Origin of the sequence: Nonomuraea sp. NPDC049625 (genome assembly GCF_040675285.1) — a bacterium.
Classification (GTDB): Bacteria; Actinomycetota; Actinomycetes; order Streptosporangiales; family Streptosporangiaceae; genus Nonomuraea; species Nonomuraea angiospora_A.
Genome location: NZ_JBFAOQ010000023.1, coordinates 103254 through 127033, shown reverse-complemented (window position 1 = coordinate 127033; position 23780 = coordinate 103254). Strand labels below are relative to the sequence as shown.

General features: G+C 73.2%; 20 protein-coding genes. 6 read left to right on the top strand and 14 right to left on the bottom strand.

All coding sequences use genetic code 11. The features are described from left to right. Positions 1 to 666: 666 nt before the first annotated feature. Positions 667 to 1599, bottom strand: a complete 933-nt coding sequence (locus AB0J87_RS56295; protein ID WP_363982734.1) for an MBL fold metallo-hydrolase — start codon at positions 1597 to 1599, stop codon at positions 667 to 669. A gap of 79 nt (positions 1600 to 1678) precedes the next feature. Here AB0J87_RS56295 and AB0J87_RS56290 point away from each other — a divergent pair, with 79 nt between their 5' ends. Next, a complete protein-coding gene (locus tag AB0J87_RS56290) occupies positions 1679 to 2437 on the top strand; it encodes a TetR/AcrR family transcriptional regulator (RefSeq protein ID WP_363982731.1) in 759 nt (252 codons plus the stop codon). Here the strand turns inward: AB0J87_RS56290 and AB0J87_RS56285 are convergent. After that, complete coding sequence (locus AB0J87_RS56285) at positions 2369 to 2860, bottom strand: FBP domain-containing protein (protein ID WP_363982728.1); 492 nt, start codon at positions 2858 to 2860, stop codon at positions 2369 to 2371. The two genes, AB0J87_RS56290 and AB0J87_RS56285, sit on opposite strands and share 69 nt — an antisense overlap. Positions 2861 to 2928: 68 nt before the next feature. Between AB0J87_RS56285 and AB0J87_RS56280 the strand changes: the two genes are divergently transcribed. The 5 genes from AB0J87_RS56280 (at position 2929) to AB0J87_RS56260 (ending at position 8768) form a co-directional block, all read left to right on the top strand. Next, on the top strand, positions 2929 to 3498 hold the full coding sequence (locus AB0J87_RS56280; RefSeq protein ID WP_363982725.1) for a WHG domain-containing protein: 570 nt from the start codon (positions 2929 to 2931) through the stop codon (positions 3496 to 3498). A 340-nt stretch (positions 3499 to 3838) separates the two neighbouring features. Then, positions 3839 to 4339: a MarR family transcriptional regulator gene (locus tag AB0J87_RS56275; RefSeq protein ID WP_363982722.1), complete on the top strand. Its 501-nt coding sequence runs from the start codon at positions 3839 to 3841 to the stop codon at positions 4337 to 4339. Next, positions 4330 to 5580, top strand: a complete 1251-nt coding sequence (locus tag AB0J87_RS56270) for an MFS transporter (protein WP_363982719.1) — start codon at positions 4330 to 4332, stop codon at positions 5578 to 5580. The genes AB0J87_RS56275 and AB0J87_RS56270 overlap by 10 nt, the downstream gene beginning before the upstream one ends. A gap of 201 nt (positions 5581 to 5781) precedes the next feature. Further along, on the top strand, positions 5782 to 7284 hold the full coding sequence (locus AB0J87_RS56265; protein ID WP_363982716.1) for a serine/threonine-protein kinase: 1503 nt from the start codon (positions 5782 to 5784) through the stop codon (positions 7282 to 7284). Continuing rightward, positions 7284 to 8768 carry a protein kinase gene (locus AB0J87_RS56260; protein WP_363982713.1) on the top strand — a complete coding sequence of 495 codons (1485 nt, stop codon included), beginning with the start codon at positions 7284 to 7286 and terminating at the stop codon, positions 8766 to 8768. The genes AB0J87_RS56265 and AB0J87_RS56260 overlap by 1 nt, the downstream gene beginning before the upstream one ends. Here the strand turns inward: AB0J87_RS56260 and AB0J87_RS56255 are convergent. The 12 genes from AB0J87_RS56255 to AB0J87_RS56200 form a co-directional block, all read right to left on the bottom strand. After that, positions 8765 to 10633, bottom strand: coding sequence for an ABC transporter ATP-binding protein (locus tag AB0J87_RS56255; protein ID WP_363982710.1), 1869 nt, complete (start codon positions 10631 to 10633; stop codon positions 8765 to 8767). The genes AB0J87_RS56260 and AB0J87_RS56255 overlap by 4 nt on opposite strands. Continuing rightward, positions 10626 to 12449 carry an ABC transporter ATP-binding protein gene (locus AB0J87_RS56250; RefSeq protein WP_363982707.1) on the bottom strand — a complete coding sequence of 608 codons (1824 nt, stop codon included), beginning with the start codon at positions 12447 to 12449 and terminating at the stop codon, positions 10626 to 10628. The genes AB0J87_RS56255 and AB0J87_RS56250 overlap by 8 nt, the downstream gene beginning before the upstream one ends. Further along, positions 12422 to 13603 carry a lanthionine synthetase LanC family protein gene (locus AB0J87_RS56245; protein WP_363982704.1) on the bottom strand — a complete coding sequence of 394 codons (1182 nt, stop codon included), beginning with the start codon at positions 13601 to 13603 and terminating at the stop codon, positions 12422 to 12424. The genes AB0J87_RS56250 and AB0J87_RS56245 overlap by 28 nt, the downstream gene beginning before the upstream one ends. 83 nt (positions 13604 to 13686) lie before the next feature. After that, a complete protein-coding gene (locus AB0J87_RS56240) occupies positions 13687 to 13833 on the bottom strand; it encodes a hypothetical protein (protein ID WP_363982701.1) in 147 nt (48 codons plus the stop codon). 53 nt (positions 13834 to 13886) lie between these two features. Further along, the gene (locus AB0J87_RS56235; RefSeq protein WP_363982698.1) at positions 13887 to 16253 is read right to left on the bottom strand and encodes a hypothetical protein; all 2367 of its coding nucleotides are present in this window, start codon (positions 16251 to 16253) and stop codon (positions 13887 to 13889) included. Positions 16254 to 16258: 5 nt separating this feature from the next. Beyond that, on the bottom strand, positions 16259 to 17116 hold the full coding sequence (locus AB0J87_RS56230; RefSeq protein ID WP_363982695.1) for a thiopeptide-type bacteriocin biosynthesis protein: 858 nt from the start codon (positions 17114 to 17116) through the stop codon (positions 16259 to 16261). Positions 17117 to 17184: 68 nt separating this feature from the next. Beyond that, positions 17185 to 20193: an AAA family ATPase gene (locus AB0J87_RS56225; protein ID WP_363982692.1), complete on the bottom strand. Its 3009-nt coding sequence runs from the start codon at positions 20191 to 20193 to the stop codon at positions 17185 to 17187. Positions 20194 to 20199: 6 nt separating this feature from the next. Further along, positions 20200 to 20385: an aroma-sacti cluster domain-containing protein gene (locus AB0J87_RS56220; RefSeq protein WP_350732996.1), complete on the bottom strand. Its 186-nt coding sequence runs from the start codon at positions 20383 to 20385 to the stop codon at positions 20200 to 20202. After that, positions 20343 to 21041, bottom strand: coding sequence for an iron-containing redox enzyme family protein (locus AB0J87_RS56215; protein WP_363982689.1), 699 nt, complete (start codon positions 21039 to 21041; stop codon positions 20343 to 20345). Before AB0J87_RS56215 ends, AB0J87_RS56220 begins: the two co-directional genes overlap by 43 nt. Positions 21042 to 21058: 17 nt before the next feature. Continuing rightward, positions 21059 to 22042 (bottom strand): radical SAM protein, encoded by a 984-nt coding sequence (locus AB0J87_RS56210; protein WP_363982686.1) that lies wholly within the window; start codon positions 22040 to 22042, stop codon positions 21059 to 21061. Next, positions 22042 to 23127 (bottom strand): hypothetical protein, encoded by a 1086-nt coding sequence (locus AB0J87_RS56205; protein ID WP_363982683.1) that lies wholly within the window; start codon positions 23125 to 23127, stop codon positions 22042 to 22044. The genes AB0J87_RS56210 and AB0J87_RS56205 overlap by 1 nt, the downstream gene beginning before the upstream one ends. Then, positions 23127 to 23780 (bottom strand): GAF domain-containing protein, encoded by a 654-nt coding sequence (locus AB0J87_RS56200; protein WP_363982680.1) that lies wholly within the window; start codon positions 23778 to 23780, stop codon positions 23127 to 23129. Before AB0J87_RS56200 ends, AB0J87_RS56205 begins: the two co-directional genes overlap by 1 nt.

Genomic DNA, 23780 nt, shown 5'->3' with positions numbered 1-23780 from the left:
GCGCCCTTCTGTAAGCGGTGACGCGTTCTACGGACCCGCATTTCCGGACACCGCCAGCGCTCGCGTAATCCCAGGCCAGAGCGGCTTTCCGGGTGAATTTATGGCGCCCTTATCGGGTCTCTGGTGAAGATGGACCGATGTCCTTCTGAATTCGTATGGCGGTAATGTAGTGATTTTATGGCGGTCCCGCCGACCATTATCCGCGGGGGATTGCCGCGCCATTGCCCCGGGGGTCAAGGCCCGCTTCGGCGCCGGGGTCGGCGGGCGTTCGACAAGGGTGTGAATCGGCGATCGCGAACCAGGGCCGGCCCGGGCCGCGCGTGACGCGCAGCGGGATCAGGGGCGTCGCGATGACGACGGTCACCACGACGCCTGACGCGATCTCGGTGTGGTTGGCGGGCGGCGACCCTGCCGTCGAACTCGACGCCGCGGTGGACGGCGTTGCCGAGGCGGACCGCGATGATCGGGCCGTACCGGTGGACGACGCACAGCGCCGTGCCCGCGACGAAGTAGTGCGAGAACTGCGACTGCACCGCCAGATCGGCGACAGCGCGCACGGAGGGGCTGCGCAGCGCGTCGATCCCGCGCCCCGACCGAGGTGCGGCCTGCGCTACCCCGGTCGGTATGGCCTGTGCTCCGTGCCCGGCGTCGCCGCAGGTCCAGGCGCTATGAGGCGGCCTCGTGGTAGAAGGCGCGGGCGGCGAAGCCGATCCACTCGGGACGTTCCCAGGTGGTCCAGCGGGCGCGGGCGGCCTGGTCGATCGCCGCCGCGGTCTCCTCCTCGGAGGCGCCGGAGGAACGCAGGCGGGCGGCCTCGGCGCGGACGTAGGCGAGGTAGTCGCGGACGTCGTGGAGCAGGGAGGCGTCGGTCACCTCGCCGTGGCCGGGGACGACGACCTCGGGGGAGAGGGCGATGAGCCGGTCGAGAACGTCGATCCAGCGGGCGCCGTCGACGTCGACGTCATGGGGCGGAAGGTACGGGGTGATCGGGAAGATGCGGGTCTCGAACAGGTCGCCGCCGAAGAGGATGCGGTCGTCGACGAGGATGATCTGGTCGGAGGCGGTGTGCGCCGGGCCGGCGGTGCGCAGGACCGCGGTCCGGCCGCCGAGGTCGAGCTCCGCCTCGCCGTCGTAGACGAGGTCGGGTTCGACGAGGGTGACGTCCTGGAGCTCGGCCGCTACGGCGGGGCTCAGCCCCTTGAACATGTCGAGGTAGGCCGCGCCCTTGCGGCGCAGCTCGGCGCGCTGGGCGGCGTTGTAGACGATGGTCGCGGCCCCCTGGAAGGCCTGCGCGCCGAAGCCGTGCTCGGGGTGGAAGTGGGTGACGGTCAGGTACAGGCGCCGGTCGCCGGCCAGGAGGCGGGCCTGTTCCAGGACGTGAGCGCCGTTGCGGGGTCCCATGCCGGTGTCGATCACCAGCGCGGCCCGCTCGCCCACGACGATGCCCACGTTGGGGACGAGCTCGACGCGGCCGTCCGGGATGACGTACACGCCGTCGGCCACCTCGACCGGCTCGCCCCGCACGATCGGCGGCGGGCTCTGCCGGACGTCCGGCACGACGCTCTGTCCGGCGGACGGCGAAGACGCGGTGGGGCACATGACCCACTCCAATCTGAACAGTGTTGAGATGGCTTTTCGCGCAGCGTAACACGGATCTGACCGGTGTTAAGATCGGCTCATGGCGAAGGGGCGTTACCACCACGGCGACCTGCGCGCGGCACTCCTGGACGCCGCCGAGGAGCTCGTCCGCGAGCGCGGGGCCGACGGCTGGTCGCTACGCGAGGCCTCCGCCCGGGTCGGCGTCAGCCCCAGCGCCGCCTACCACCACTTCGCCTCGCGCGACACGCTCGTCCGCGCCCTGTCCGAACGGATCCTCTCCCACCTCGGCGACCTCCTGGCGGACGCCTGCGAACAGGCCGGCGAGCTGAGCGGTGCAGGTGCCGGTCCGCGGGCGCCCGTCGGCGAGACCGCCGATCCTCTGCGGCGCCTGATCGCCCTCGGTCGCGGCTACCTGCACTGGGCGGTCGAGGATCCGGCCGTGGCCCGCCTCGTCTTCGGGGCCGGCGCCACCGGCCCGGACTCGCGCGTCTCGCGCCACCCGCACGACGTCCTGACGGCCGAGCTCGACCGCCTCGCCGACCTCGGCGCCCTCCCGGCGGCGTCGCGCCCGGGGGCCGAGTTCGTCGTCTGGGCGCCGATCCACGGCCTCGCGGTCCTGCTCATAGACGGTCTGATCCGCGTCGACGACGCCCGGGCCTTCGACCTCCAGGCCGAACGCGTCATCCGCGCCACCCTCAACGGCCTGTGCCGGGAGCCCGCCTCCGAGGGCTGGCCCGCCGTCCACACCACGCACACCGACCGCCGCCGGTCACACCTTGGCCAGGAAGGCGAACAGGTTGGCCCGGGTGCGGGCGACCTTCTCCGGCAGGCTGAGTGACTCGTCGATGGCCCCGTCGCTTGCGGCCTTCTTCTTGCCGCGTACGTACAGGGAGCAGTCGAGGTCGGTGCACAGATACTGCCCGACCGAGTTGCCCTGACGGCCGGCCTCGCCGGTCCGGCGCGCGGTCATCAGCGCGACGCCGCCGCTGGTGTGCATGGTCAGGCACAGCGAGCACATGCTGCGCGAGGTGAAGCCGCGCGACGAGCCGGACGTCACCCGGAGCGCGATCCCGACGAAGGAGCCGTCGCGTTCGGCCACCAGGTAGGCGCGTTCGGGCGCGCCCGGATCTCGCCACCCGAGGAAGTCGAGGTCTTCCCAGGGGCTCTGCGTGAAGTCCCTGGGCATGCTGAGGCGCTGGGTCTCGCCCTTGGAGCAGTTGATGAACGATGCGCGGATATCCCGCTCGGTGACTGGTCTCATGAGCGGCGAGGCTAGCTCTCCTTAAGGCTATTATGCAAATACTTAAAGGGTGTAAGAAAGGTGGGCGCATGGCGCGGGCGGGAGTGACCCCGGAGCGGCTGACCAGCGCGGCGGCGGACCTGGCCGACGAGATCGGCTTCCAGAACGTGACCGTCTCGGCGCTCGCGCGCGGGTTCGGTGTCAAGCCCGCGGCCCTGTACGCGCACGTCAAGGACGCGCAGGACCTGCGGTTCAGGGTGCGGGAGCTGGCCATGGGGGAGCTCGCCGACAGGGTCGCCGCCGCGCTGGCCGGCCGGGCGGGCAAGGAGGCGCTGGTGGCCTTCGCCAACGCCTACCGGGACTACGCGAAGGAGCACCCGGGCAGGTACGCCGCGACGCAGCTCGAACTCGACCCGGTGACGGCGGCCACCAGCGCGGCGGGCCGGCACTCGGAGCTGGCGCGGGCGCTCCTGCGCGGCTACGACCTGTCGGACCCCGACCAGACGGACGCGATACGGCTGCTGGGCGGCACTTTCCATGGATACGTGTCCCTGGAGACGACGGGCCGGTTCGCCACCAACCCGCGCAGCGCGGACGTGTCGTGGTCCAGGGCCCTGGACGCGCTGGACGTCCTGCTCAGAAACTGGCCGGGAGCCTGAAGCTCTGTAGCGGCCCTGTGGCGGATATATAGCTTCTGCGCCGAGTGTCGTGCGAAGAGCAGTCGCTGTAAGGAGGCGAGAAAAGTGGCCGAAAGCGCCTTCCTCATCGCCTTGGTGGTGCTGGCCGGCACCGTCATCCTGCGGCGGAACGTGGGGCGGTATCTGTCCCGCCGACGGCGTCCGCCTCGCACCACGCCCGTGTTCGTGCCACCTTGCTGCGGTCCGGCCACCGCTCGCCGCCGCCTCCGGCGAGGCCGGTCGGCCAGGTGCGCGTACGAACGGGTGCGGCGCCATGCCTGACATCTAACAGTACTTATATAAGCGCTGTTACGATTTGCTCATGGCCGATCCCCATGAGCTCGACCTCAGCAGGCAGAGCCTCTGGCGTCCGCTGCGGCTGCTCCAGGCGTCGATGGACGCCGACATCGCCCGGATCTACGCCGAGGAGCGGATCGAGGGGCTCAAGCCGAGCTACGTGATGGAGCTGCTCCGGCTGCACGCCCGCGGACCGATGACCATCACCGAGCTGGCCGAGTCGGTCAACCGGACGCATTCCGCGCTCAGCCAGAAGGTGGCCGCGATGCGCGAGGCCGGCTGGGTCGAGACCGTCGCGGGCGACGACGCGCGCAGCAAGAAGGTGACGCTCACCGACCGCGCCCGCGGCGTCATCGGCCGCCTGGCAGCGGAGTGGCGGGCCACCGAGGCCGCCCTCGCCGACCTCGAGGCCGAGCTCCCCTATCCGCTCTCCCGGGTCGTCACCGACATCGAGCAGGCCCTCGAACGCAGGAGCTTCCACGACCGGATCGCCGAGAAGCTGGCACAGGACCCCGAATGGGGCTGAGGAGCACGCTGCTCGACGTGACCCCGCTCCGGTCGTCGCCGCGGTTCCGGCGGTTATGGATCGGCCAGGCCCTGTCCGGTTTCGGCAGCCAGATGACGATCGTCGCGGTGATGTTCCAGGTCTGGGAGATGACCGGCAGCACCGCGTGGACCGGCGCCGTCGGCCTGGCGCAGGCGATCCCGCTCGTGGTGCTCGGGCTGTTCGCCGGATCGCTCGTCGACCGGGTGGATCGCCGGAGGCTCTGCCTGATCACGACCATCGGGCATGCCGTGTGCTCGCTCCTTCTCACGCTCCAGGGCTTCTTCGGGCCCCTCCCGCCCGCCGGGATCCTGGGGCTGGTGGTCGCGCATTCCTGCTTCGGCGCTGTCGGAGGCCCGGCCTCGCGTACGTTCATCGCGCACCTCCTGCCCAAGCACCAGCTGGCCGCCGGGCTGGCGCTGAGACGTATCTCCTTCCAGGGCGCCATGCTGACGGGCCCCGCGCTGGGCGGGCTGATCGTGGGCGCGCTGGGCGTCGGCGGCTGCTACCTGATCGACACGCTCACCTTCGTCGCCGCCTTCTACGGCGTGATCGGTCTGCCGCGGATGAGTCCCGAGGGCGCGCCCGCCCGCCCCGGACTGCGCGGCGTGCTGGACGGCCTGGCCTTCCTGTCCCGCACTCCCGTCGTTCGCGGAGCCCTGCTCACCGACCTCGCCACCACGGTGCTGTCCATGCCGATCAGCCTGTTCCCCTTGATCAACGCGGAGCGGTTCGGCGGCGACCCGCGCACGCTCGGGCTGTTCCTCACGGCCATAGCCGTCGGTGGCGTCGTGGCCTCCGTCTTCTCCGGGACCTTCACCCGGCTGCCCCGGCCCGGCGTGGTCATGCTCGCCGGATCGGCCACGTGGGGCGGGGCGCTCGCGCTGTTCGGCGTGTCGACCGACCCGTGGGCCGGGCTGGCCTTCCTCGTCCTGGCCGGCGCCGCCGACACCGTCTCCGTGGTGTCCCGGAGCACGATCGTCCAGCTGCACACCCCGAACGAGCTGCTCGGCCGGGTCAGCGCCGCCGAACAGATCGTCGGGCAGGCCGGCCCCGACCTCGGCAACATGCGCGGAGGCCTTGTCGCGGACGCCACCTCGGGGGCGGCGGCCCTGATCAGCGGCGGCCTGCTCTGCCTCGCCGCCGTCGCCGCGGTGGGCGCGTCCACCCCGGACCTGCGCCGCTCCTCCACCGCCCCCACCCCCGCCTCGACCGGCACCTAGCCAGGATGCTGCGGGAGCGGTCGAGCGGCCGGGTCATCCGGCGTTCGTGAGCTGTAAGGGCGCAGGCATTCGAGGATCATGGTGCCGGCGGCGGGCCGGGCGCTGTGGCCTGATCTCGCGCGGGTTTACCTGACTGGCTCACTGCGTCTGACATTTCCCGCTATGGTGCCGAAGATCCCCTACTGTCGTCACAGGAGTCCCATGTCGCGCGTCGAGCCTCTGCGGGAGGGCGATCCCACGGCCGTGGGGCCCTACCGGCTGTTCGGGCGGCTGGGTGCGGGCGGCCAAGGGGTGGTCTACCTGAGCCAGGGGCCCGACGGTCGCCCGGTCGCGATCAAAGTGCTGCGCGAAGGGCTCGCCGACGAGCGGTTCGCCAAGGAGATCGACGCGGCGCGCCGGGTGGAGCCGTTCTGCATCGCCCAGGTGCTCGACGCCTCGCTGGGCCCGCGGCCGTACATCGTGACCGAGTACGTCGAAGGGCCCTCGCTCCAGCAGGCAGGTCGTCACGTCGGTGCCGACCTGCAGCGGCTCGCGGTGGCGACCGCGACCGCGCTGGCTGCCATCCACCAGGCGGGCATCGTCCACCGCGACTTCAAGCCCGCCAACGTGCTGCTCGGGCAGGGCGGGCCGCGGGTGATCGACTTCGGGATCGCCCGGTCCGTCGAAGCCGGGGCGACGGCCACCAGCAGCATCGTGGGGACGCCCGCGTACATGGCGCCCGAGCAGCTCGCCGGTGAGCGGATCGGGCCGGCCGTGGACGTGTTCGCGTGGGCGTCGGTGATGGTGTTCGCCGCCACCGGGACGCCTCCGTTCGGCGAGGACTCGCTGCCCGCGGTGATCAACCGCATCCTGCACAACGAGCCGCAGGTCGGCGACCTGCCGCAACCGCTGCGCACGATCCTCCTGGCGTGCCTGGCCAAGGATCCGGCCCACCGGCCGAGCATGCAGGACGTGTTGCTGTGGCTCCTGGGCGGGCAGGCCCCCGGGCCTCCGGCCGGGGCCGGCGGGGGCAGCGGCGTGTCCACGGTCCCGGGACGGCGGCGGCGCGGGAAGGGGACAGCGGTCATCGCGGTCGTCTCCGGGGTGGGGGCGCTGGCGGTCGCGGGCGCCGTCGCCTGGGCGGCCACGAACGTCCGGTTCCAGCCGCAGCGGCCGAGTACGCAGGCACTGGCGTTGACCTCCGCCGGGACGCCGGCCCGGACCTCGACCCCGGCTCCCGCTTCGACTTCGACTTCGACTCCGACTTCGACTGCGACCAAAGCGCGCCAGCGTCCGAAAAGGAGCAGGAGCCCGTCGGAGCCGGTGACCCCGACCGTGAAGAAGACCGTGAAGCCGACGCAGCCCGCTCCCAAGCCGACGACCGCGTCGGCGAAGCCCTCGTCGGGCGGTGGCTCCTTCCGGGTGGTGTGGATCCGGGCCATGGGCGCCAGGAAGGCCAACACCCAGGACTGCCAGATCGGCCAGACCAACACCTTCGGCCTGGTCGAGGGGACCAAGCTGGCCACCAGGTTCCACTACGAATGGATCCTGGACGGACGCGTGGTCGAGCGCTCCGAGTCCGTCATCGCCGAATCCCACACCATGCAGGTCGTCGGCCCGCTCGTGACGTCGAACGGCCCTCACAAGATCACCCTCCGCGTCACCTCGCCCGCGACGGCGTCCAGGGCGCTCTCGTTCACCATCTGCCCGGTCGGGACCGAGTGATGAACCCGCTCCTGCCCGAGGATCCCCCGGCGGTGGGCCCCTACCGGCTGCTCGGGCGGCTGGGCGTGGGCGGCCAGGGCGTGGTCTACCTCGGGCAGGGGCCCGACGGGCGGCGGGTCGCGGTGAAGGTGCTGGTGGACGGACTGGCCGACGACCACCGCTTCGCCAAGGAGATCGACGCGGCGCGCCGGGTGGAGCCGTTCTGCATCGCCCAGGTGCTCGACGCCTCGCTGGGCGGGCGGCCGTACATCGTGACCGAGTACGTCGAGGGGCCCTCGCTCCATCAGGCCGGTCGCCACTTCGGCGCCGACCTGCAGCGGCTCGCGGTGGCGACCGCGACCGCGCTGGCGGCGATCCACCGGGCCGGGGTGGTGCATCGCGACTTCAAGCCCGCGAACGTGCTGCTCGGCCGGGACGGGCCGCGGGTCATCGACTTCGGGATCGCCCGCGCGGCCGGCCATTCGCTGACCGTGACGAGCAGCATCGTCGGCACGCCCGCGTACATGGCGCCCGAGCAGCTCGCGGGCGCCCCGCTCGGTCCCGCGGTGGACGTGTTCGCGTGGGCGTCGGTGATGGTGTTCGCCGCCACCGGGACGCCTCCGTTCGGCAACGACTCGCTGCCCGCGGTGATCCGGCGCATCCTGCACGACCAGCCGTACCTGGGCGACCTGCCGGGTCCGCTGCGCCCGATCGTGCTGGCCTGCCTGGCCAAGGACCCCGCCGCCCGGCCCGCCATGCAGGACGTCCTGCTCCGGCTCATCGGCGCCCCGCCCACCGGCCCGACGGGCGAGGTCGCGAGCCGCCGGGACGGCACCGTGGCCCGCCGCCCGCGCGGAAAGGCGCTGCTGGCGGGCGCCGGGGCACTGGCGGTGGCCGGGGCCCTGGTGGCCGGGGCGATCATGTGGATGCCCGCACCGGCGACGACGGCCGCCCCCAGCGTGGCGACGACACCCGCGCCCTCACCCTCGGCCGCGGGCCAGGGAGCCACCGGCACACCCAGCGCGTCGGCCGAGAAACCTGCCAGGACCCCCGCTAAAACGCCCAGCGCGCCGGTCAGGAAGGTGCGTCCCACCAGGACGGCCGGCTCCACCCCCACCGTCTCCCGCGCCCGGCCGACCCCCACGCCCACGAAGGCCACGCCCACGAAGGCCACGAAGACCACGGCCGCGCCGGCGGGGACCGTACGCCTGGTGTCGCTGACGCTGGACGGCCTGCGGACCGAGAAGGGCTGCTGGTCGCCCAGCCTCTTCCCGGTCGCCTCGCTCAGGGGCCCGTCAGGCAGGCAGGTGGAGTACGGCTACCGCTGGGTGGTGGACGGCCAGGACGAGGGCTGGAAGACGGACTGGGTGACCGGCACGACCAAGAACCGGCGCAACCCCTTCGGAGCCTTCGAACCGGGCCGGCACACGATCGTCTTCCACCTGCTGACACCGTCGAAGGCCACCAGGAGTGTGGCGTTCACGGTGTGCGAGCGCTACTCCTAGAGTTCGGCCGCCACCGGTGGCGCGTCCTCGAAGTCCTTGTCCAGGGCGTCGGTCCACGAAGGCTTCGTCTCCTCGTACCCCTTGGCGTGCAGCCGGTAGAGCGTGGCGTACAGGCCGTCCAGGGCCATGAGCTCCGCATGGCTGCCCAGCTCGCGGATCGTGCCGCCGTCCAGGACCACGATGAGGTCGGCGGTGCGCACGGTGGCGAACCTGTGGGAGACGAAGACCGTGATCGTGCCGTTCTCCGTCTGGTTCGCGGCGATCTGGAAGCGCCGGAAGATCTCGTACTCGCTCGCCGGGTCGAGGCTGGCGGCCGGCTCGTCGAGGACACGGAGGATCGGCGCGTCCCGCATCATCGAACGGGTCAGCGCGACCTTCTGCCACTGCCCGCCCGACAGGTCGGTGCCGCCCGGGAAGGTGGGGCCGAGCTGGGTCCGCAGGCCATGGGGGAGCAGGCCGGGCAGGCCGGACCCGCCCGCGCGGTCGAGGGCGTCCCTGACGGCGGGCTCGTCGTCGATGCGGGGCAGGTCGCCGATGCCGGCCGACTCCTGCAGCAGGAACTCCAGGCGGCAGAAGTCCTGGAAGCAGGCCGTCACCCGGTCGCGCCAGGCCTGGACGTCGTAGCCGGCCAGGTCGCTCCCGCCGTACGTGATCCGGCCCGCGGTGGGGTCGTACAGCCGGCACAGCAGCTTGACCAGCGTCGTCTTCCCGGCGCCGTTCTCGCCGACGACTGCCACGGTGCGGCCGGCGGGAAGCCGCAGCGACACGTCCCGCAAGACCGGCCGGGCGGCGTCCGGGTAGCTGAAGGAGACGTTCTCCAGGACGAGGTCGGAGCCGGCGGCGGGCGCGGGGGCGCCCGACTCCCGCGGCCGGATGCGGGCCCTGGCGTGGTCGTCCAGCCACAGGTAGTAGCCCATGGCGCGCAGCGTCTTCTGCATCCAGGCGAGCATCTGGATCAACCCGGAGACGCTGCCGGTCAGCTGACCGCCCAGCGCGATGGTGAGGACGACGTCACCGGGGCTCGCCTGACCCCCCACCGCCGCCGTGACGACGAGGTAGAGCGCGCCGGCGAAGCCCGCGCCGAAGATCAGCCAGCCGACGGAGGTCCACACGGCCGTACGGGCCTCCGCCTGCCGCCGGGGCCTGTCGACCTGCTCCCAGAGGGCGCGGTGGCGGCCGGCGATCTCCTCCTGCAGGCCGAAGACCCGCAGTTCCTTGGCCGCGCTCGGGGAGCAGGCGGTCGTGAACAGCCCCTGCCGCAGCCGCGCCGGCGCCACGGTCGTCTCCTCCGCTCTGGCGGTGGCCTGCTCGCCGCGCCGTACGGCGAGCACCGTGGGCAGGGCCAGGAGCAGCAGGAGGAGGAACTCCGGGCGGACGCTCATCAGCAGCGCGACGGTGGAGCCGAAGGCGACGATCGCCCGCAGGTTCTCCACCAGGGCCCCGAAGGCCGAGCCGAGCGAGGTGCGGTGGCTGCGGAGCAGTTCGAGCTGGTCCTGGTACGGAGGGTACTCGTGGTGGTCCAGGTGCGGCAGGCCGCTGGTCATCGCCATGATGCGCTGGTCGAGCAGAAGCCCGACCCGCTGCTGGAGCCGGATGCGCAGGTCCGCGGCGACCGTGCCCGCGAGCTGGCCGGCGACGAGCGCGCCCGCCAGGATGAGGGCGGCGGCCAGCATGCCGGGCAGGTCCGCCTCGACCGCGGAGTTCACCATGCGCTGCAGGCCGACCGCCGTCACGGCGGCGACCGCGCCGACCACGGGCGCGAGCCCGAGGACGAGGGCGGCCCTGGGGGCGTCGGCCTTGAAGGCGGCCCCGATCAGCAGGGCCATGGCCCGGACGGCGACGCGCGGGGAGGTTCGGTCAGACATGGCGGGCCTCCCTGAACGGCGCGCTCTGCAGGGTGAACAGGTGGGCGTACCGCCCGTCGAGCGCCATCAGCTCCTCGTGCGAGCCGTACTCGATGACCTCGCCGCCGTCGATCACGCAGATCCGGTCCGCCAGCCGTACCGTGGCGAACCGGTGGGACACCAGGATCGTGGTGAGCCCGCGGGTGATCTCCAGGAAGTGCTGGTAGATCTCGGCCTCGGCGCGCACGTCGAGGTTGGCGGTCGGCTCGTCGAGGACGAGCACGCGGGCGCCGTGCTCGACCGCGAACAGCGCGCGGGCCAGCGCGACGCGCTGCCACTGGCCGCCGGACAGGTCGGTGCCGCCCTCGAACCTGCGGCTGAGCGGGGTGTCCCACCCCGCCGGGAGCCTGGGCAGGAAGTCGTTGAGGCCGGAGAGCTTGGCGGCACGGTCGAACGCGCCGTTGGAGCGGTCGGCGTCGAGCCGTCCGAATCCGACGTTGTCCCGCAAGGAGAGCTCGTAGCGGACGAAGTCCTGGAAGACGATCGCCAGCTGGCGGCGCCAGGCGAGCGGGTCGAGGGTACGCAGGTCCACGCCGTCGACCGTGATCCGGCCGGAGACGGGGTCGTAGAGCCGGGCCAGCAACTTGATCAGCGTGCTCTTGCCCGCGCCGTTCATACCGACGATCGCCAGTGACGAACCTGCCGGGATGCTCAGGTCCAGGCCCTTCAGTACCGGACGGTCGGGGTAGCCGAACCGTACGTCCTCGAACCGGATCCCCTGCGCGGGCCACCGCTCGTCCGGCGCGACGGTGTCCGGCCGGCTGAGCTCGGCCTCCACCCCGAGCCGGCCGACCGCCAGGGCGTGCGGCACGGTGGCGCTCGCCTGGGCCAGGATCCACTGGATGTCCCCGATCCAGCCCAGCGCGCCCATGGCCGCGATGGCCTGCAGGGCGACGGTGATCGACTCCACGTCGAGCCGCCCGCCCACCACGGCGAAGGCCAGGTACGCGAACACGGCGGCATGGGACAGCGCCAGCACGACCGGGCCCACCGTCCTGCTGGGCAGCCGGCCCGACCCGGCCAGCGTGTCCATGCCGGCCAGCCAGGCCCGGGTGAAGCGGTCGTGCAGCCAGTCCTGGAAGCCGAAGACCCTGACCTCCTTGGCCGCGGCGTCGCCGATCGCGAGATCCCGGGCGTAGGCGGCCTGCCGGAGCGCGGGCATCGACTCTTCCTCGGCGTCCACGGCCTTCCTGACCTCGCGCAGCCGCCATCGGGACAGCGTGATCCACGCGGCGGCCAGCGGCAGCGGCAGCCACCATTCGACGGTGGCGAGCAGGATCGCCGCGGCGAGCCCGCTCAACCTGCTGGTCGCGAGCCTCGTGAGAGACGTCACGGCGTCGCCGGGCGGATAGCCCGTCGCCAGTCCCTGCGCGAGCTGGATGCGGTTGGCGACGTCGGGATCGCTGAGATGGCCGATGCCGACCGGCCGGAGCGCTCCTTCGAGGGTCGTCTGGCCGAGCGTCGCGTTGAGCCGTCGCGCCAGCTCGCCGGAGATCATCCCCTGGACGGGCGTGATGGCCAGCCGCGCCACGAAGACGGCGATGAAGACGGCCAGATCCAGCGCGAGGCCCGCGTCACCGGCCGCACGGCTTGCCACGTCTCCGACGACGGCGGCGCCGGCCAGCATGAATCCGCTGCTCAGCAGGGCCTGCAGGAGCACGACGGCGGTCAGGGCAGCGGTCAGCGGGAGCGACACGCGCGGCAGGAGGCGGAGCACCTCCAGCACGCCGCTCGCGCCGCGACCGCGGGTCACCTCAGTCCCAGTGCGGCCAGCCATCGCCGGTCACCTCCGCTCCTCGTCAGCAGCGCGGACAGCATCCCGGGTGCGCCCATCAGTAATGACCAGCCGGTCTCCGCGAGCGCGGCGGGCTCGTCGAGGCGGCCCATGAGGTGGTCCGTCAGGTGATCCGCGAGTTTCGCCGCCTCCGGCAGCCCGGCGCATCGGGCGAAGGAGTCGAACACGAGCATCAGTCCGGCGGCCCCGTGGCAGATGCCCAGGTCGTCCAGATAAAGGTCATCGTCGTACGCCGCCAGGAACGATCGCGCCGACTCGAGGGCGAAGGCGGCCAGGTCGTCGTCGCCGAGCACGCGTGCGGCTTCCCACAGCGTCCAGGCGTTGCCGGGACAGCCGTAGCACCACGCCTGCCGCCGCCCGTCTCCCTTGGGCGCGCGATGGCCGTCCAGCCGGGTGGTCCCGAACGGCCAGGTGATCACACCTCTGTCGTCTACGTAGGATTCGGCCACCAGCCGGCCCGCGAGCCGGCGCAGCAGGTCGTTCAGCTCCTCGCTCAGCCCGTCGGCGTCGGCGGCGGCGCGTAGAGCGGTCACGATGCCGGGCAGCCCGTGGGCCAGGCCCAGATTGATGCGGTCGACGTTCCAGCCGCGCAGCTTCTCGCCCTGGTACTGGCCCACCCGCAACCTGGACAGTGCCTCGTCCTCGCAGAGCAGCGCCAGCCGGGCGATCAGCGGTGCCCGGCCCGCGGCGTCGATGCCGGGATCGATGGCGAACGCCACGAGGACGCCTGCCGGGCCCACGATGAGGTCGTAGTCCTCCCAGCCGACCTTCGTGGTCCGCCAGCGCGGGGCGGCCACGTACTCGATGAGCCTGGCCCGCTGTTTCGCCAGCGGCTCGTTCAGCCGCGGCCACGCCGTGGCGGCGATCCGCAGGCCGAACATCCTGGACGACGCGCCGCCGCCGAAAAGGCCCGGGTGGTAGTGAGGGCTGCGGAAGTCGCGCAGCCACGTGACCACGGCGCGGGAGGCGGCTGACTCGTCCGGCGGACGAGTCTCACCGGCGGCCAGCGCGGCGAGGATGGCCGGTCCGGAGTCCGGCCTGTTCTGCGCCGGCTCGGCCGGCACGGCGTATTCCCGAAGGAGTGTCTCGGCGACCGCCTGCACGGCGGCTCGTTCGAGCACGTGGGTCGATGTCACGACGATGCCCTTTCAGCGGATGCCGGCTCACATGTGGATCGCCAAGGACGCCGCCTGTTCGCGGCGCCCCTGGCGATCGCGGTTCAGCAGGTCCCGGTGCACATTCCGCTGCACGGGTCGGTGAACGCGGGGTCCGAAATGCTGTGGACCTCGAGCTCGTCGACCAGTTCCTCGACGTCGTCCTGGGGCTCGGGGATGTCCTGGGGCTCGGGGGTGGTGTTCTCGGACATGGCTGGCCACCTTTCTGTCTTGCCTTGACGGGGTGTTTCGGGCATCCGGCCGGTCACGTCGTTCCGGCCGAAATCTGGGCCGCGGCGGCCGCCAGCGCTGTGGGCGGCACCGCGTGGGGCAATCGAACGGCGACCTCGGCGGCCACGCGCTCGGTACCGTGGTCCGACACGCTCAGCTCGTCGGCCGCGGGCAACATCTCCGTGACGGTGAGCTCGTCCCCGGACGCGAGCTCCTTGAGGGCCTGCTCGAACACCCGGACCGCCCGCAGGCTTTCCAGGTCGCAGGCCAGCGGCCGGTATCCGGACGGGCCGGCGACGAACACCCACCGGGGCAGCCCGAGCCGGTCCCGCAGCCTGCTGAGCGCCCGGAGCCCGGCCAGGGCTCCGCCGACGAGGTCCAGCCGATCGGCGGCGATCCGCCACTGCGCGGCGGAGACCACCAGCGATCCCGCCACGGTGATCCGGGGGACGAAGGAGCGTCCGGGGAACGCGGTGAGCGAGCAGCGCAACCGGCGGTACCGGGGGGCATGCTGCTGGGAGTCGGCGCACAGGATCCGGGTCAGCACGCTCCACGGCGTCAGGGGGCTGCGCGTCGCATGGGTGCAGATCCGTACGGGTCTCCCGGCGTGGGAGATCACGACCCGATCCGCTTCACGATGCGCGGTGAGCTCTCCCAGCGGCAGGTACCGCGCCGCCCCGGTACGCCACGTCGTGCCGTAATGGCCGGGGTCGGGGTCGCCGGTCCAGAGGGAGGTGTACCTCGGCCTGCGGATTGCGTTGGCGGCCTGCGGTACCAGCGGCGGAATCAGCAGCTCCACTGACGGTACGCCACTGATTCGGTCGAGCTCGGCGAGAAACGCCCGGTAGGCGTCGGCGGCCGGCACCGTCCCGTGCAGCCGCCGCAGCGTCTCGACGAAGCGCGCGTCGAGGACCGCGGCCGGGCCGGCGTTGTCCAGCACCCACCCGCCGCCGGGGAGCGGGCGGACCACGCAGTCGACCGGCCAGGTGATCGGGGCGTCCGGTGCCCCGACGGCGTCGAGCATCGCCGGGGTGATGTCGATGACGGGTGCCGTGTCCGGCGACGCGGCCATCAGGTCCAGGAGCCGCGCGTAGCCGGAGCCGGGGCGGTGCGCCGGTGGCCAGGCGTTCTGCGGGAGAGCGCGGTGGTTCAGCTCTCCCTCCTCGGTCCGGGCCGCCAGTTCCTCGGCGAACACGTCCATGACGGGGCGCGGTCGCGGGCCGATCCGTTCCCGGAGCCTGCTCTCCGGCCTGGGCTCGTCCTCGCCGATCAGCAGGCCGAGCCTGCGGTACTGCTCGAAGGCCCGCTGCAGGGCCGCCAGGTCGGCGGTGAAGGCGCCGTCGGCGCGCCGGTACACGTCGACGAACCCGGCACCGGCGTCGGAGGCGGTCGAGCCGGAGGTCTTCTCCCATCGGCCGCGCCGCTGTCTCAGCGGCGCCGAGACCTCCAGCACGCCGAGCCGGACGAGCTTGCCGACGAGACCCGGGGGCGAGCCGGGCTCCAGCGCGGACACCGGGCGGACGCCGGATCGCAGGGCCTCGACGATGCGGTCGAGCGCGGGGCTCCGCCGCAGCCGGTAGGCGAGCAGGTCGGGCGTGGCGGAGGCCTGATCGACCGTCCAGACCGCGAGGCGGTCGCCCTCCACCCGGTGCAGGGGCGTCATCGACAGCCGGTGATCCCGGCGCAGCCGGTCCGCGGCCGATCGTGCCAGCTCCAGCCTCCTGGCGTGCACGTTCTCCGTCCAGTCGACGGCGACCTGGCCGTTCACCGAGAGGCCGGGCGACTGTTCCGCCACGGGCACCAGTGACACCTGGCCCAGCCAGGTCCGCGGCGTGGTCTTGACCGCGCCGCGGGCGATCATCCGCCAGAGGTAGTCGCTGCGCCTGCGCAGCTTCTTGGAGGTCCACGGCTCGCCTTGGGCCAGCCGCCGCTCGATGTCCGCGAGCACGTCGGGGGTCAGGCAGGCCCGGCCGCCGGGCACGGAGCCGAGCAGGTGCCACGGTGCCGCCAGCAGGCGGTCGTGCTCCTTCTCGACCTGGGCCCCGGCCTGCTCCTCCAGCCGCAGGAGCTCGGCGGACAGCGAGGCCACGCGGTCCAGGCGGGCGGTCAGGCCCGGGGCCGTCACGATCTCGCGCAGGCGGCGGGCCTGGTCGCCGGTGAGGGCCTGGCCCTGGTGCAGGCGGCGCCGTACGGCGAGGACCGCCCGCCGGGCCGCGGCCGGCAGCTCCGGCCTCGGCACCACCTCGTCCCCGAGCCGTCCGGCGAGGTCGGACGCCTCCCGGAGGTAGTCGTCATGGACGTGGTTCAGCGCGCGTACGCACGCGAACAGGTCAGGGGAGGAGGCCGCCAGCCAGAGCCGGATGGGCAGCCCCGCGACGCGGAGCACGGCCGATTCGCTCATCGTGGTCACCGCGCGTCACCCTCTTCACGGGCCAGCAGTGCCTCGGCGATCAGGGCCTGCCGCACCGACGGCAGCTTCGCCCGGTTCCAGTGGAAGATGACCAGGTACGACGCCACCGCGCGCGGTCCCATGGCGGCCGATCCGCTCTCGAAGTAGTCGCGGAACCAGCGCTCGCCCTCCTGCCGGACGACCTGCCGGTGGTCCTCGGCGAGGTCCGCCGCCTCGGGGGACAGCTTGGCGGCCAGCGCGTCGGGCGACGGCCAGACCTTTCGCAGCGCGGCGGCCAGCCGCGCGAACCGCGGATCCGCGACAGCGGTCGCGGCGAGGGGACGGTGCCGTCGTACCCGCTCCCAGACCCCGAGATCCTCCCAGCCCACGATCTGCAGCGCGCCGAACAGCGACCGGAGCAGCAGCAGCGACATCGCCCACGAGGGCCCGGGGTCGTGACCGGCCAGGCGGAGCCGGTGGTAGTCGAGCCAGGCCAGCGAGTCGGCGGTGAAGACCCGATGGACGCTGCGCATCGACTCCGGCCCGCCGAACAGGTACGTCTCCGGCTCGTACACGCCGGGACGCCAGTCGCCGAGCACGCCGTCCCGCCGCCAGGCGGTCAGCCGGTCGCGCACCAGCGGGTCGAGCTCGGGCGACGCCGGCCGGAACCGGATGCGCAGGCCGGGGGGCTTGTGCATGAAGAAGAAGTCGCGGGCCAGCCCGTCGCGGACGGCCTGCCGGGCGGTCCCGGCCAGCTCCGCGTAGAGGTCGCCGGACCGCTCCCGAATCGGCGTGAGACCGAACTGGAGCCAGCGCTCCGCCGTGTCCTCCAGGACCGTCCCCGGCAGTATCTCGGATTCCGCCGCCCGCTTCATTCGCCCACCTCCTCGGTGCCGTCTCTACGATCGTCAGGGAGGGGCTTCAGAGTCGGTTCATAGTCGGCTCATACGAGCGCGCCGATCGTTCGCAGGGCTCTGACGTCGCGTTTCACCTCGGCGTCCGCCCTTGTGAGGCCGGCCACCCGGTCGACGAGCCCGCGGTCCCGGCAGCCGACCGCCAGCCGCAGCGACACGAGCAGGGGCGTGATCCGGGCGCCCGCGCCGCGCACCCCGTCGAGGCGGGCGCCGGCGCGGGCCACGTGTTCGGCCGCCGCGTCCGGGCGGCCCTCGCGGAGCGCGGCGGCCGCGGCGGCCTGCTCGATCAGGACCTCGACGTCCCAGCTGCCGGCGCTCTGCGCACTGGGCGGGCTTGTGTCGGGCGGGCCCTCCCCGTTCTGTACGACAGGCGTGCCTGCGCCGGGAGGGCCGTACCCGCCGAACGTCGCGTGCCAGAGCCGGGCCGACTGCGCGCCCGCGCTGAACCCGATCGCGTCGAACCGCCGGATGGCGCGCTCCAGGGCCTGCCCGGCGCCGTCGTGGTCGCCGTGCCGTTCCGCGAGGGTCGCGCGGAACATGTCGAGCCCGGCCAGGCCGGGCTGGTGCCCGATCCCGGCCAGGATGGACCGGCCCTCGTCGAGCAGGTTCGTGGCGGCGGCCGAGTCGCACGTCATGTCCGCGAGCAGGGCCGCCGGGCAGCCGACGGCCGCGCGTACCGTGTGGGCGTCCTTGAGCTCGGCGTGCAGCTGCGCGCAGATCGCCGTGGCCGCCGGGGCGGGGGTGTCGCCGTAGGCGAGGCAGAGCGCCAGGTTCCCGTGGATCTCGGTGGCGCCGAAGCACCAGCGCGCCCGCCGCGCGTGGCCGAACGCCTCGTGCAGCACGGCTTCGGCCGTCACGTAGTCGCCGTCCTCCATGTGCCCGATGCCTTCGAGCAGCAGCACCCTGGCGTACGCCGCCGGGTCGTCGGCCCGGTACGCCAGCTCGCGCGCCTGGCCGATCAGGGACCGGTGCCATCGCCCGGTCATCGTGGAGCGGGCCACCGCCTCGTTGAGGGTGAGCTGCACCGCGGCCGCCAGATTGTCGTCGGTGTCCCAGCGCTTCCTGGCCTCCGCGATCCGGGCCAGGGTCTCGTCCGCCCGCCCGGCGGCGGCCGTGGCGTACGTCTCGACGGCCGCGATCTCCAGTTCGAGGCCGGGCAGGCCGGAGTCGAGCGGGGAGACCTGGCTCGCGGTCTGCAGCGCCATCGACAGGTCGCCGCGCGAGACCGCGAACTGGGCGGCGGAGCACAGAGCACGCGCCGCGCGGGCCGCGGCGTGCCGCTCCTCCGGCCCGCCCGGGCGCAGTTCGAGCCAGGCCGCGTGCGCGCGCCCGGCGTGCAGGGCGCACAGCTCGATCTCCGACGGATGGCGGTCGACGCGGGCCTCGGCCAGGTCCGCGACCTGGGCGTGCACGTGGGCGCGGTCGGCGAGCGGCAGCCTGCCGTACGCGACCTCGGCGACGACCGGCGACTCGACCTCCAGCTCGCCGGCCGGGCTCGCCCGGGTGACCAGCAGCCCGTCGCCGAGCAGCTGGGCCAGCGTCTCGTCGAAGGTCTGGTCGAGGGGCGGGTCCAGGGCCGCGGCGACCTTCTCCAGATCCCCGGCGACGCAGCCGCCGCCGAGCGCGCCGGCGATGGCGAGCAGCCGCTGGGCGTCCACGCCCAGCTGGTCGAGGCGGGCGCCCACCGCCGCCTCCGCGCTCGGCGCGATGAGATCGGTCCGGCCTTCGGCGTCCACCTGCAGGTGGACGAGCTGTTCGAGGTAGAGCGGGTTGCCGGCGCTGCGGCGGGCGAGGTCGTCGCTCAGCGGGACCGGCCCGAGCCGGGCGGCGACGGTCTCCGCCAGCTCCCGGGCGTCCGCCGGGCCGAGGGGCGGGACGCGCAGCGTGGTCACCGGCCCCCGGGTCAGCGGCGGCTCGTCCACCCGGCCGCTGAGCATCAGCACGGCCCGGACGTCCAGGTCCGGATCGTCCAGGCCCTCCGCGAACTCCCGCACCGCCGGGGACATCCACTGGCAGTCGTCGAGGACGAGGACGACCGGACGCCGCTCCGCCGCCTCCCGCAGCAGCTCCCGCAGCGTCCAGAAGATCTCCTCCTTGCCCTGGGGCCCCTGCCCCCTCGGCACGTCTCCCCCCAGGGCCTCGGCCAGCTGGTAGAGGGGCCAGTAGCCCAGCCGCCGGCCGTCGCGCCGGCAGCGCAGGGCCAGGAACCGCGCGTCCGGCGCCATCCGCCGCGCCGCCTCGGCCACCAGCCGGGACTTCCCGACGCCCGGCTCGCCGGACAGCACCACGGCGGGGACGCCCGGCCGGCGCAGACCGTCCCGCAGCGCGGCGACGAGCTCGTCCAGCTCGGAACGGCGGTCCACCATCGGGGTGCGCGGCTCGTCGGCGTGTCCTCCAGGGGTGTCGGCGATCTGCCAGGCCCGCAGCGGCCGGCTGAAGCCCTTGGCCGCGATCGGCTCGATGGACCTGGTGGGTACGGCTCCCCGTACGAGCAGCCAGGTCCGCACGTCCATGACGATGCCGTCGGCCGGCGCGGCGGCCTGGAGCCGGGCGGCGCGGTTCATGACCTCGCCGATCGCGAACGAGGAGTCCCGCTCGGAGAGGGCGACCTGTCCCGAGGCGATCCCGAAGCGGACCGAGAAGTCCACCCCGCGCGTACGGCGCAGGTCGGCGGCTTGGCGCGCGATCCTCTCCAGGGAGACCCGGGCACACTCCACCGCGCGGACCGCGTCGTCCTCGTGGGTGGCCTCCACCCCGAAGACCGCGACCACGGCGTCGCCGATGAACTTCTCCACCCGGCCACCCTGCTCGGTCGCCGCCCGGCTCACGTCGGCGAAGTACGTGGCCAGCGTGCCCTGCCAGACCTCGGGGCTGAGGCCGCGCGCGAGCTCCGTCGAGCCGGCCACGTCGCCGAAGAGCACGGTCACGAACCGCAGGGTGGTGCGGGAGGCGGACGCGGGGGACAGGGCGCCGCCGCACGACATGCAGAAGCGGGCGGCGGCGGGGTTCTCACCGCCGCATTGAGCGCAGGGTCGCATCACCGGTCACCAGCACCAGCCGCCGCTCGCGTACGCATGCGCTTCGACGTCCGCGGCGTCCTCCATGCGCGCCTTGATGGAGGCGAGCACCTGGAGTTCCTCGTCGCTGAGCGACTGCAGCACCGCGATCTGCTCCTCTGACGCGGTCGTCAGGTCGAAGCCGGCGGCTTCCAATTGGTCGATGGTCGCCATGACCTCTCCTTTCCTGCGGCGTTCGCGCGCAGTTGGACGGCGTCGACGAGCTGCGCCAGGCCGTATGCCGTGTTGAGTGCGCTCAGGCCGATCAGCGACTCCGCCTCGGGGGTGAGCGGGAGCCCGTCGATCGCGCGCCACAGCTCCTCGCGGTGCGTGCCGTCCAGGACGGCATGGGTCACCAGCGTGCGGAACGCGTCCAGCGGCAGGCCCGTGCGCCGGGAGAGCAGGGGCGCCAGATCGGGTGGGGGAGGGTAGCCCTCCAGGACGGCGACGTGCCCGAGCAGCGCCACCGGGTGGGCGTGCCTGATCCAGTAGTACTGGCTGCCGACCACCGCGGCGACGCAGGGTGGCGGCGGGTCCGTGAACAGGGTCCCGGCGTCGCCTCCCGCGCGGGCGTAGTCGTTCACCACGTCCTGGTCGTGGCCGTACTCCTCGTGCACGTGCCGGGCCAGATAGGCGGCGACGCCCCGCGCGATCTCGTCGTCGCGGGCCAGGCACGCCGTGGTGGCGTCGAGGATGAGCGGTACGGTCGCGCGCAGCATGCCGTGCAGGGCCCTGAGCCATTCCAGGTAGAGCTCGCGCGGTGCGGGATGCCGCCACATCCGCTCCGTCCTGGCCAGCAGCGCGGGCATGACGAGGTCGATCTTGGCCATTAGACGCAGGCTGGTGGTCATGTCCCGCCTCCCCGGCCCATGAGGGCGGTCAGCAACCGGGCCCCGTCGTCGCCGGCGGTCTCGTGCAGGCGCCAGCACAGGCCGCAGACGTCCGGGTAGCGGGCGCGGGCGAGCGCGGCGAACGGCGGCAGCCGTACCAGGTCGTCCGGCCGGACCGAACCGACGGCGCGCAGCAGCGGGTCGTCGCGGAACGCGGCCAGCGCGGCGCGCACCTCGGCCGCGCCGGTCGCCCGCCGCCGCAGTCCCTGAGGGCCGCCGCCCGTGATGACGCTCTCGTTGCAGCAGCCCGTGATCACGCCGTCGTAGCGGACGGTCGGCGACGCGGTCAGCGGGCACGCGCCCAGCGCGGCGACGCCGTGGCGGCGCCCGATGGCGAAGACGCCGCTGCCCCGGCCCGCCCGCAGCGGGGTGATCAGCGTGATCTCCGCGCGCCGGGACCAGTCGTCCCCCAGCGTGTCACGGAGGACCCCCTCGGCCAACGGCACCGCGCCGGGCTCGTCCAGGAGCTGGAGGACGATGTGGCAGCCGGCCCGCGCCGCGTGCGCGACGGCGCGGGCGAACCGCCGCCGGTCGACGGCGGCCTGGTGGAAGCTGTCCGTGCTGAGGATCACGGTCGAGGACCGTTCCAGCACCCGCGTGATCCACCGCGGGCATCGGGGCCCCGACGCCCAGTGGCCGCTGGAGAAGAGCACGACGTCCTTGCCCGCGTCCGCGAACGCGTCCACGGCGAGGATCAGCCCGCGACGCTCGGCGAACGGCTCGCCGCCGGAGATCGCGACGGCCTCGATGCCGGGTTCGGCGCAGATCCCCGCCAGGATGTCCGCGAAGAGGCGGTGGTCGGTGATGCGCGGGCCGGCCGGGAGCGCGGCGACGGAACAGTGCGCGCACCCGACCGGGCACCGATCGGTGAGGTAGAGCAGCACGGTGCGGCCACGCGTACGTCGCAGCCGCTCGATGTCCGCTAGCCTCAACCGGCGCATCACCGCTCCCGACCCTCCCAGCCGAGCGTCACCAGCTCGCTGTAGCGCGTGATGCCGTGGCGGCGGGCGAAGCCGTACGGGCCGTGCCGTTCCACGAGACCGCGTACGGCGCCCTCCATCGCCGGACCGGCAGGCGAGTCCAGATACCCGGCGACCCGTTCGCCCAGCCCGCGGTCCTGATGCAGGGTGACGCAGACGTCGCAGTAGCCGGGAGCGGCGGCGCCCGATCCGAACCGCGCCTTCGCGTAACGCGGCCCGAACATCCGCACGGCCCGCGCCAGCGGCCGGTCGAGGTGGCGCCGGCGCAGCACCGGCCAGGGATCCTCATCGGCGTGCCCGAGCACCAGGTGCGGCGGGCGGGCGGCCGCGGCGAGGTCGTCGTTGCAGCAGGTGAGGACCGTACCGTCGTAGGTGACCAGCGGCCAGGCCGCCATCTCGCACGGCGCGGGCGCGGGCACGGCGGGCAGGGTTTTCGGGCCGGCGCGCGGGCCGTCCAGGGTCTTCGCGCGCCCGACCGGCCGGAGCGGCACCACGAGCATGGGCACCTGGTCGGCGAACTCCTCCCGAACCTCGCGCACCAAATCCGCGACGTAGGGGTCAGCGCCGCCGTCCCCGGTGATCTGCACGCTCACCTGCGGCCCCCAGGAACGGATCTCGTGCAGCACCCGGAAGGCCGCGCGCCTGCTCACCTCCCGCTCGTGGAAGCGGTCGAGGCTGACCGCGAAGTGATCGACCGCCGAGATGGCCGCCCGCAGGGCGGGCGGCACCGCGTGCCCGTCGCGGGCGAAGTACAGCCCGGACAGCAGGTACGACCTCGTCCCCGAGAGCCGCGCCGAGTCGGCGAGGTCGCGCACCAGCCGCGGCCGCAGGAGCGCCTCACCCCCGGACATGGCGATGAACTCCGGACGCTCCTGCCTGGTGAAGGACGCGACCAGCCGCCGGAAGGGCCGTTCCGCGTGCTCCGCGCCGTCCATGGCGGACTCCGTCGAGCAGTGCGCGCACGACAGCGGACAGCGGCGGGTGAGGGCGAGGAAGACGCCCGCGGCGGGCACGGCGCGCAGCACCGCCATCTCGGCCAGATGCATCAGGTCGCTCCGTGGCCCGTGGTGGCGGTGACGAACTTGCTCAGCGCGTTGAGCAGCTCGTCCACCGCGGTGTCGGAGGCCTCCGTACGGCTGAGCGCGATCTCCAGCCGGCTCCAGGGGGTGAGGCCCTCCCTGGCGCTCCGGGTCAGCGAGCGGGCGGCGGCCATGAGCGTGAGCGTGATCGCCGTCTGGGCGGCCAGCTCGGTGAACAGGTCGATGGCCGCCATCTCCCCGAACCGCTGCAGCGCCGGGTCGAGCACCTCCATCACGCCGATCGTGCGGTCCTCCAGCTCCAGCGGGGCCGCCATCAGGACCTTCGGCACGTACCCGGTGCTCTGCGCGAACTCCCGGTCGAAGCGCGGATCCTCCTGGACGTCGCTGAGCAGCACGGTCTCGCCGGTCTGGAACACCCACCCGGCGACGCCGCGCCCGGTCGGGATGGCCACCCCGAGCAGCCGGTCCTCGCCCTCCCCGGACGACGCCTCGAACACCAGCCGGTCGCGCTCCTCGTCGTACAGGAACACCGACGCGGCCGACGCCGAGAACGTCAGCCGGGCGAGCCGTACGGCCGACCTCAGCAACTCGTCGTGCTCGGTGGGGCGCAACAGCCTCCCCAGCGAGGAGGTCAGGGAATCAGGGATGCCCACGCCCAT

Excerpts from the sequence above, each read along its gene's own strand:
- AB0J87_RS56295 (WP_363982734.1), bottom strand. The coding sequence starts at position 1,599 with ATGTGCCCCACCGCGTCTTCGCCGTCCGCCGGACAGAGCGTCGTGCCG.
- AB0J87_RS56290 (WP_363982731.1), top strand. The coding sequence starts at position 1,679 with ATGGCGAAGGGGCGTTACCACCACGGCGACCTGCGCGCGGCACTCCTG.
- AB0J87_RS56285 (WP_363982728.1), bottom strand. The coding sequence starts at position 2,860 with ATGAGACCAGTCACCGAGCGGGATATCCGCGCATCGTTCATCAACTGC.
- AB0J87_RS56280 (WP_363982725.1), top strand. The coding sequence starts at position 2,929 with ATGGCGCGGGCGGGAGTGACCCCGGAGCGGCTGACCAGCGCGGCGGCG.
- AB0J87_RS56275 (WP_363982722.1), top strand. The coding sequence starts at position 3,839 with ATGGCCGATCCCCATGAGCTCGACCTCAGCAGGCAGAGCCTCTGGCGT.
- AB0J87_RS56270 (WP_363982719.1), top strand. The coding sequence starts at position 4,330 with ATGGGGCTGAGGAGCACGCTGCTCGACGTGACCCCGCTCCGGTCGTCG.
- AB0J87_RS56265 (WP_363982716.1), top strand. The coding sequence starts at position 5,782 with ATGTCGCGCGTCGAGCCTCTGCGGGAGGGCGATCCCACGGCCGTGGGG.
- AB0J87_RS56260 (WP_363982713.1), top strand. The coding sequence starts at position 7,284 with ATGAACCCGCTCCTGCCCGAGGATCCCCCGGCGGTGGGCCCCTACCGG.
- AB0J87_RS56255 (WP_363982710.1), bottom strand. The coding sequence starts at position 10,633 with ATGTCTGACCGAACCTCCCCGCGCGTCGCCGTCCGGGCCATGGCCCTG.
- AB0J87_RS56250 (WP_363982707.1), bottom strand. The coding sequence starts at position 12,449 with ATGGCTGGCCGCACTGGGACTGAGGTGACCCGCGGTCGCGGCGCGAGC.
- AB0J87_RS56240 (WP_363982701.1), bottom strand. The coding sequence starts at position 13,833 with ATGTCCGAGAACACCACCCCCGAGCCCCAGGACATCCCCGAGCCCCAG.
- AB0J87_RS56235 (WP_363982698.1), bottom strand. The coding sequence starts at position 16,253 with ATGAGCGAATCGGCCGTGCTCCGCGTCGCGGGGCTGCCCATCCGGCTC.
- AB0J87_RS56230 (WP_363982695.1), bottom strand. The coding sequence starts at position 17,116 with ATGAAGCGGGCGGCGGAATCCGAGATACTGCCGGGGACGGTCCTGGAG.
- AB0J87_RS56225 (WP_363982692.1), bottom strand. The coding sequence starts at position 20,193 with ATGCGACCCTGCGCTCAATGCGGCGGTGAGAACCCCGCCGCCGCCCGC.
- AB0J87_RS56220 (WP_350732996.1), bottom strand. The coding sequence starts at position 20,385 with ATGGCGACCATCGACCAATTGGAAGCCGCCGGCTTCGACCTGACGACC.
- AB0J87_RS56215 (WP_363982689.1), bottom strand. The coding sequence starts at position 21,041 with ATGGCCAAGATCGACCTCGTCATGCCCGCGCTGCTGGCCAGGACGGAG.
- AB0J87_RS56210 (WP_363982686.1), bottom strand. The coding sequence starts at position 22,042 with ATGCGCCGGTTGAGGCTAGCGGACATCGAGCGGCTGCGACGTACGCGT.
- AB0J87_RS56205 (WP_363982683.1), bottom strand. The coding sequence starts at position 23,127 with ATGCATCTGGCCGAGATGGCGGTGCTGCGCGCCGTGCCCGCCGCGGGC.
- AB0J87_RS56200 (WP_363982680.1), bottom strand. The coding sequence starts at position 23,780 with ATGGGCGTGGGCATCCCTGATTCCCTGACCTCCTCGCTGGGGAGGCTG.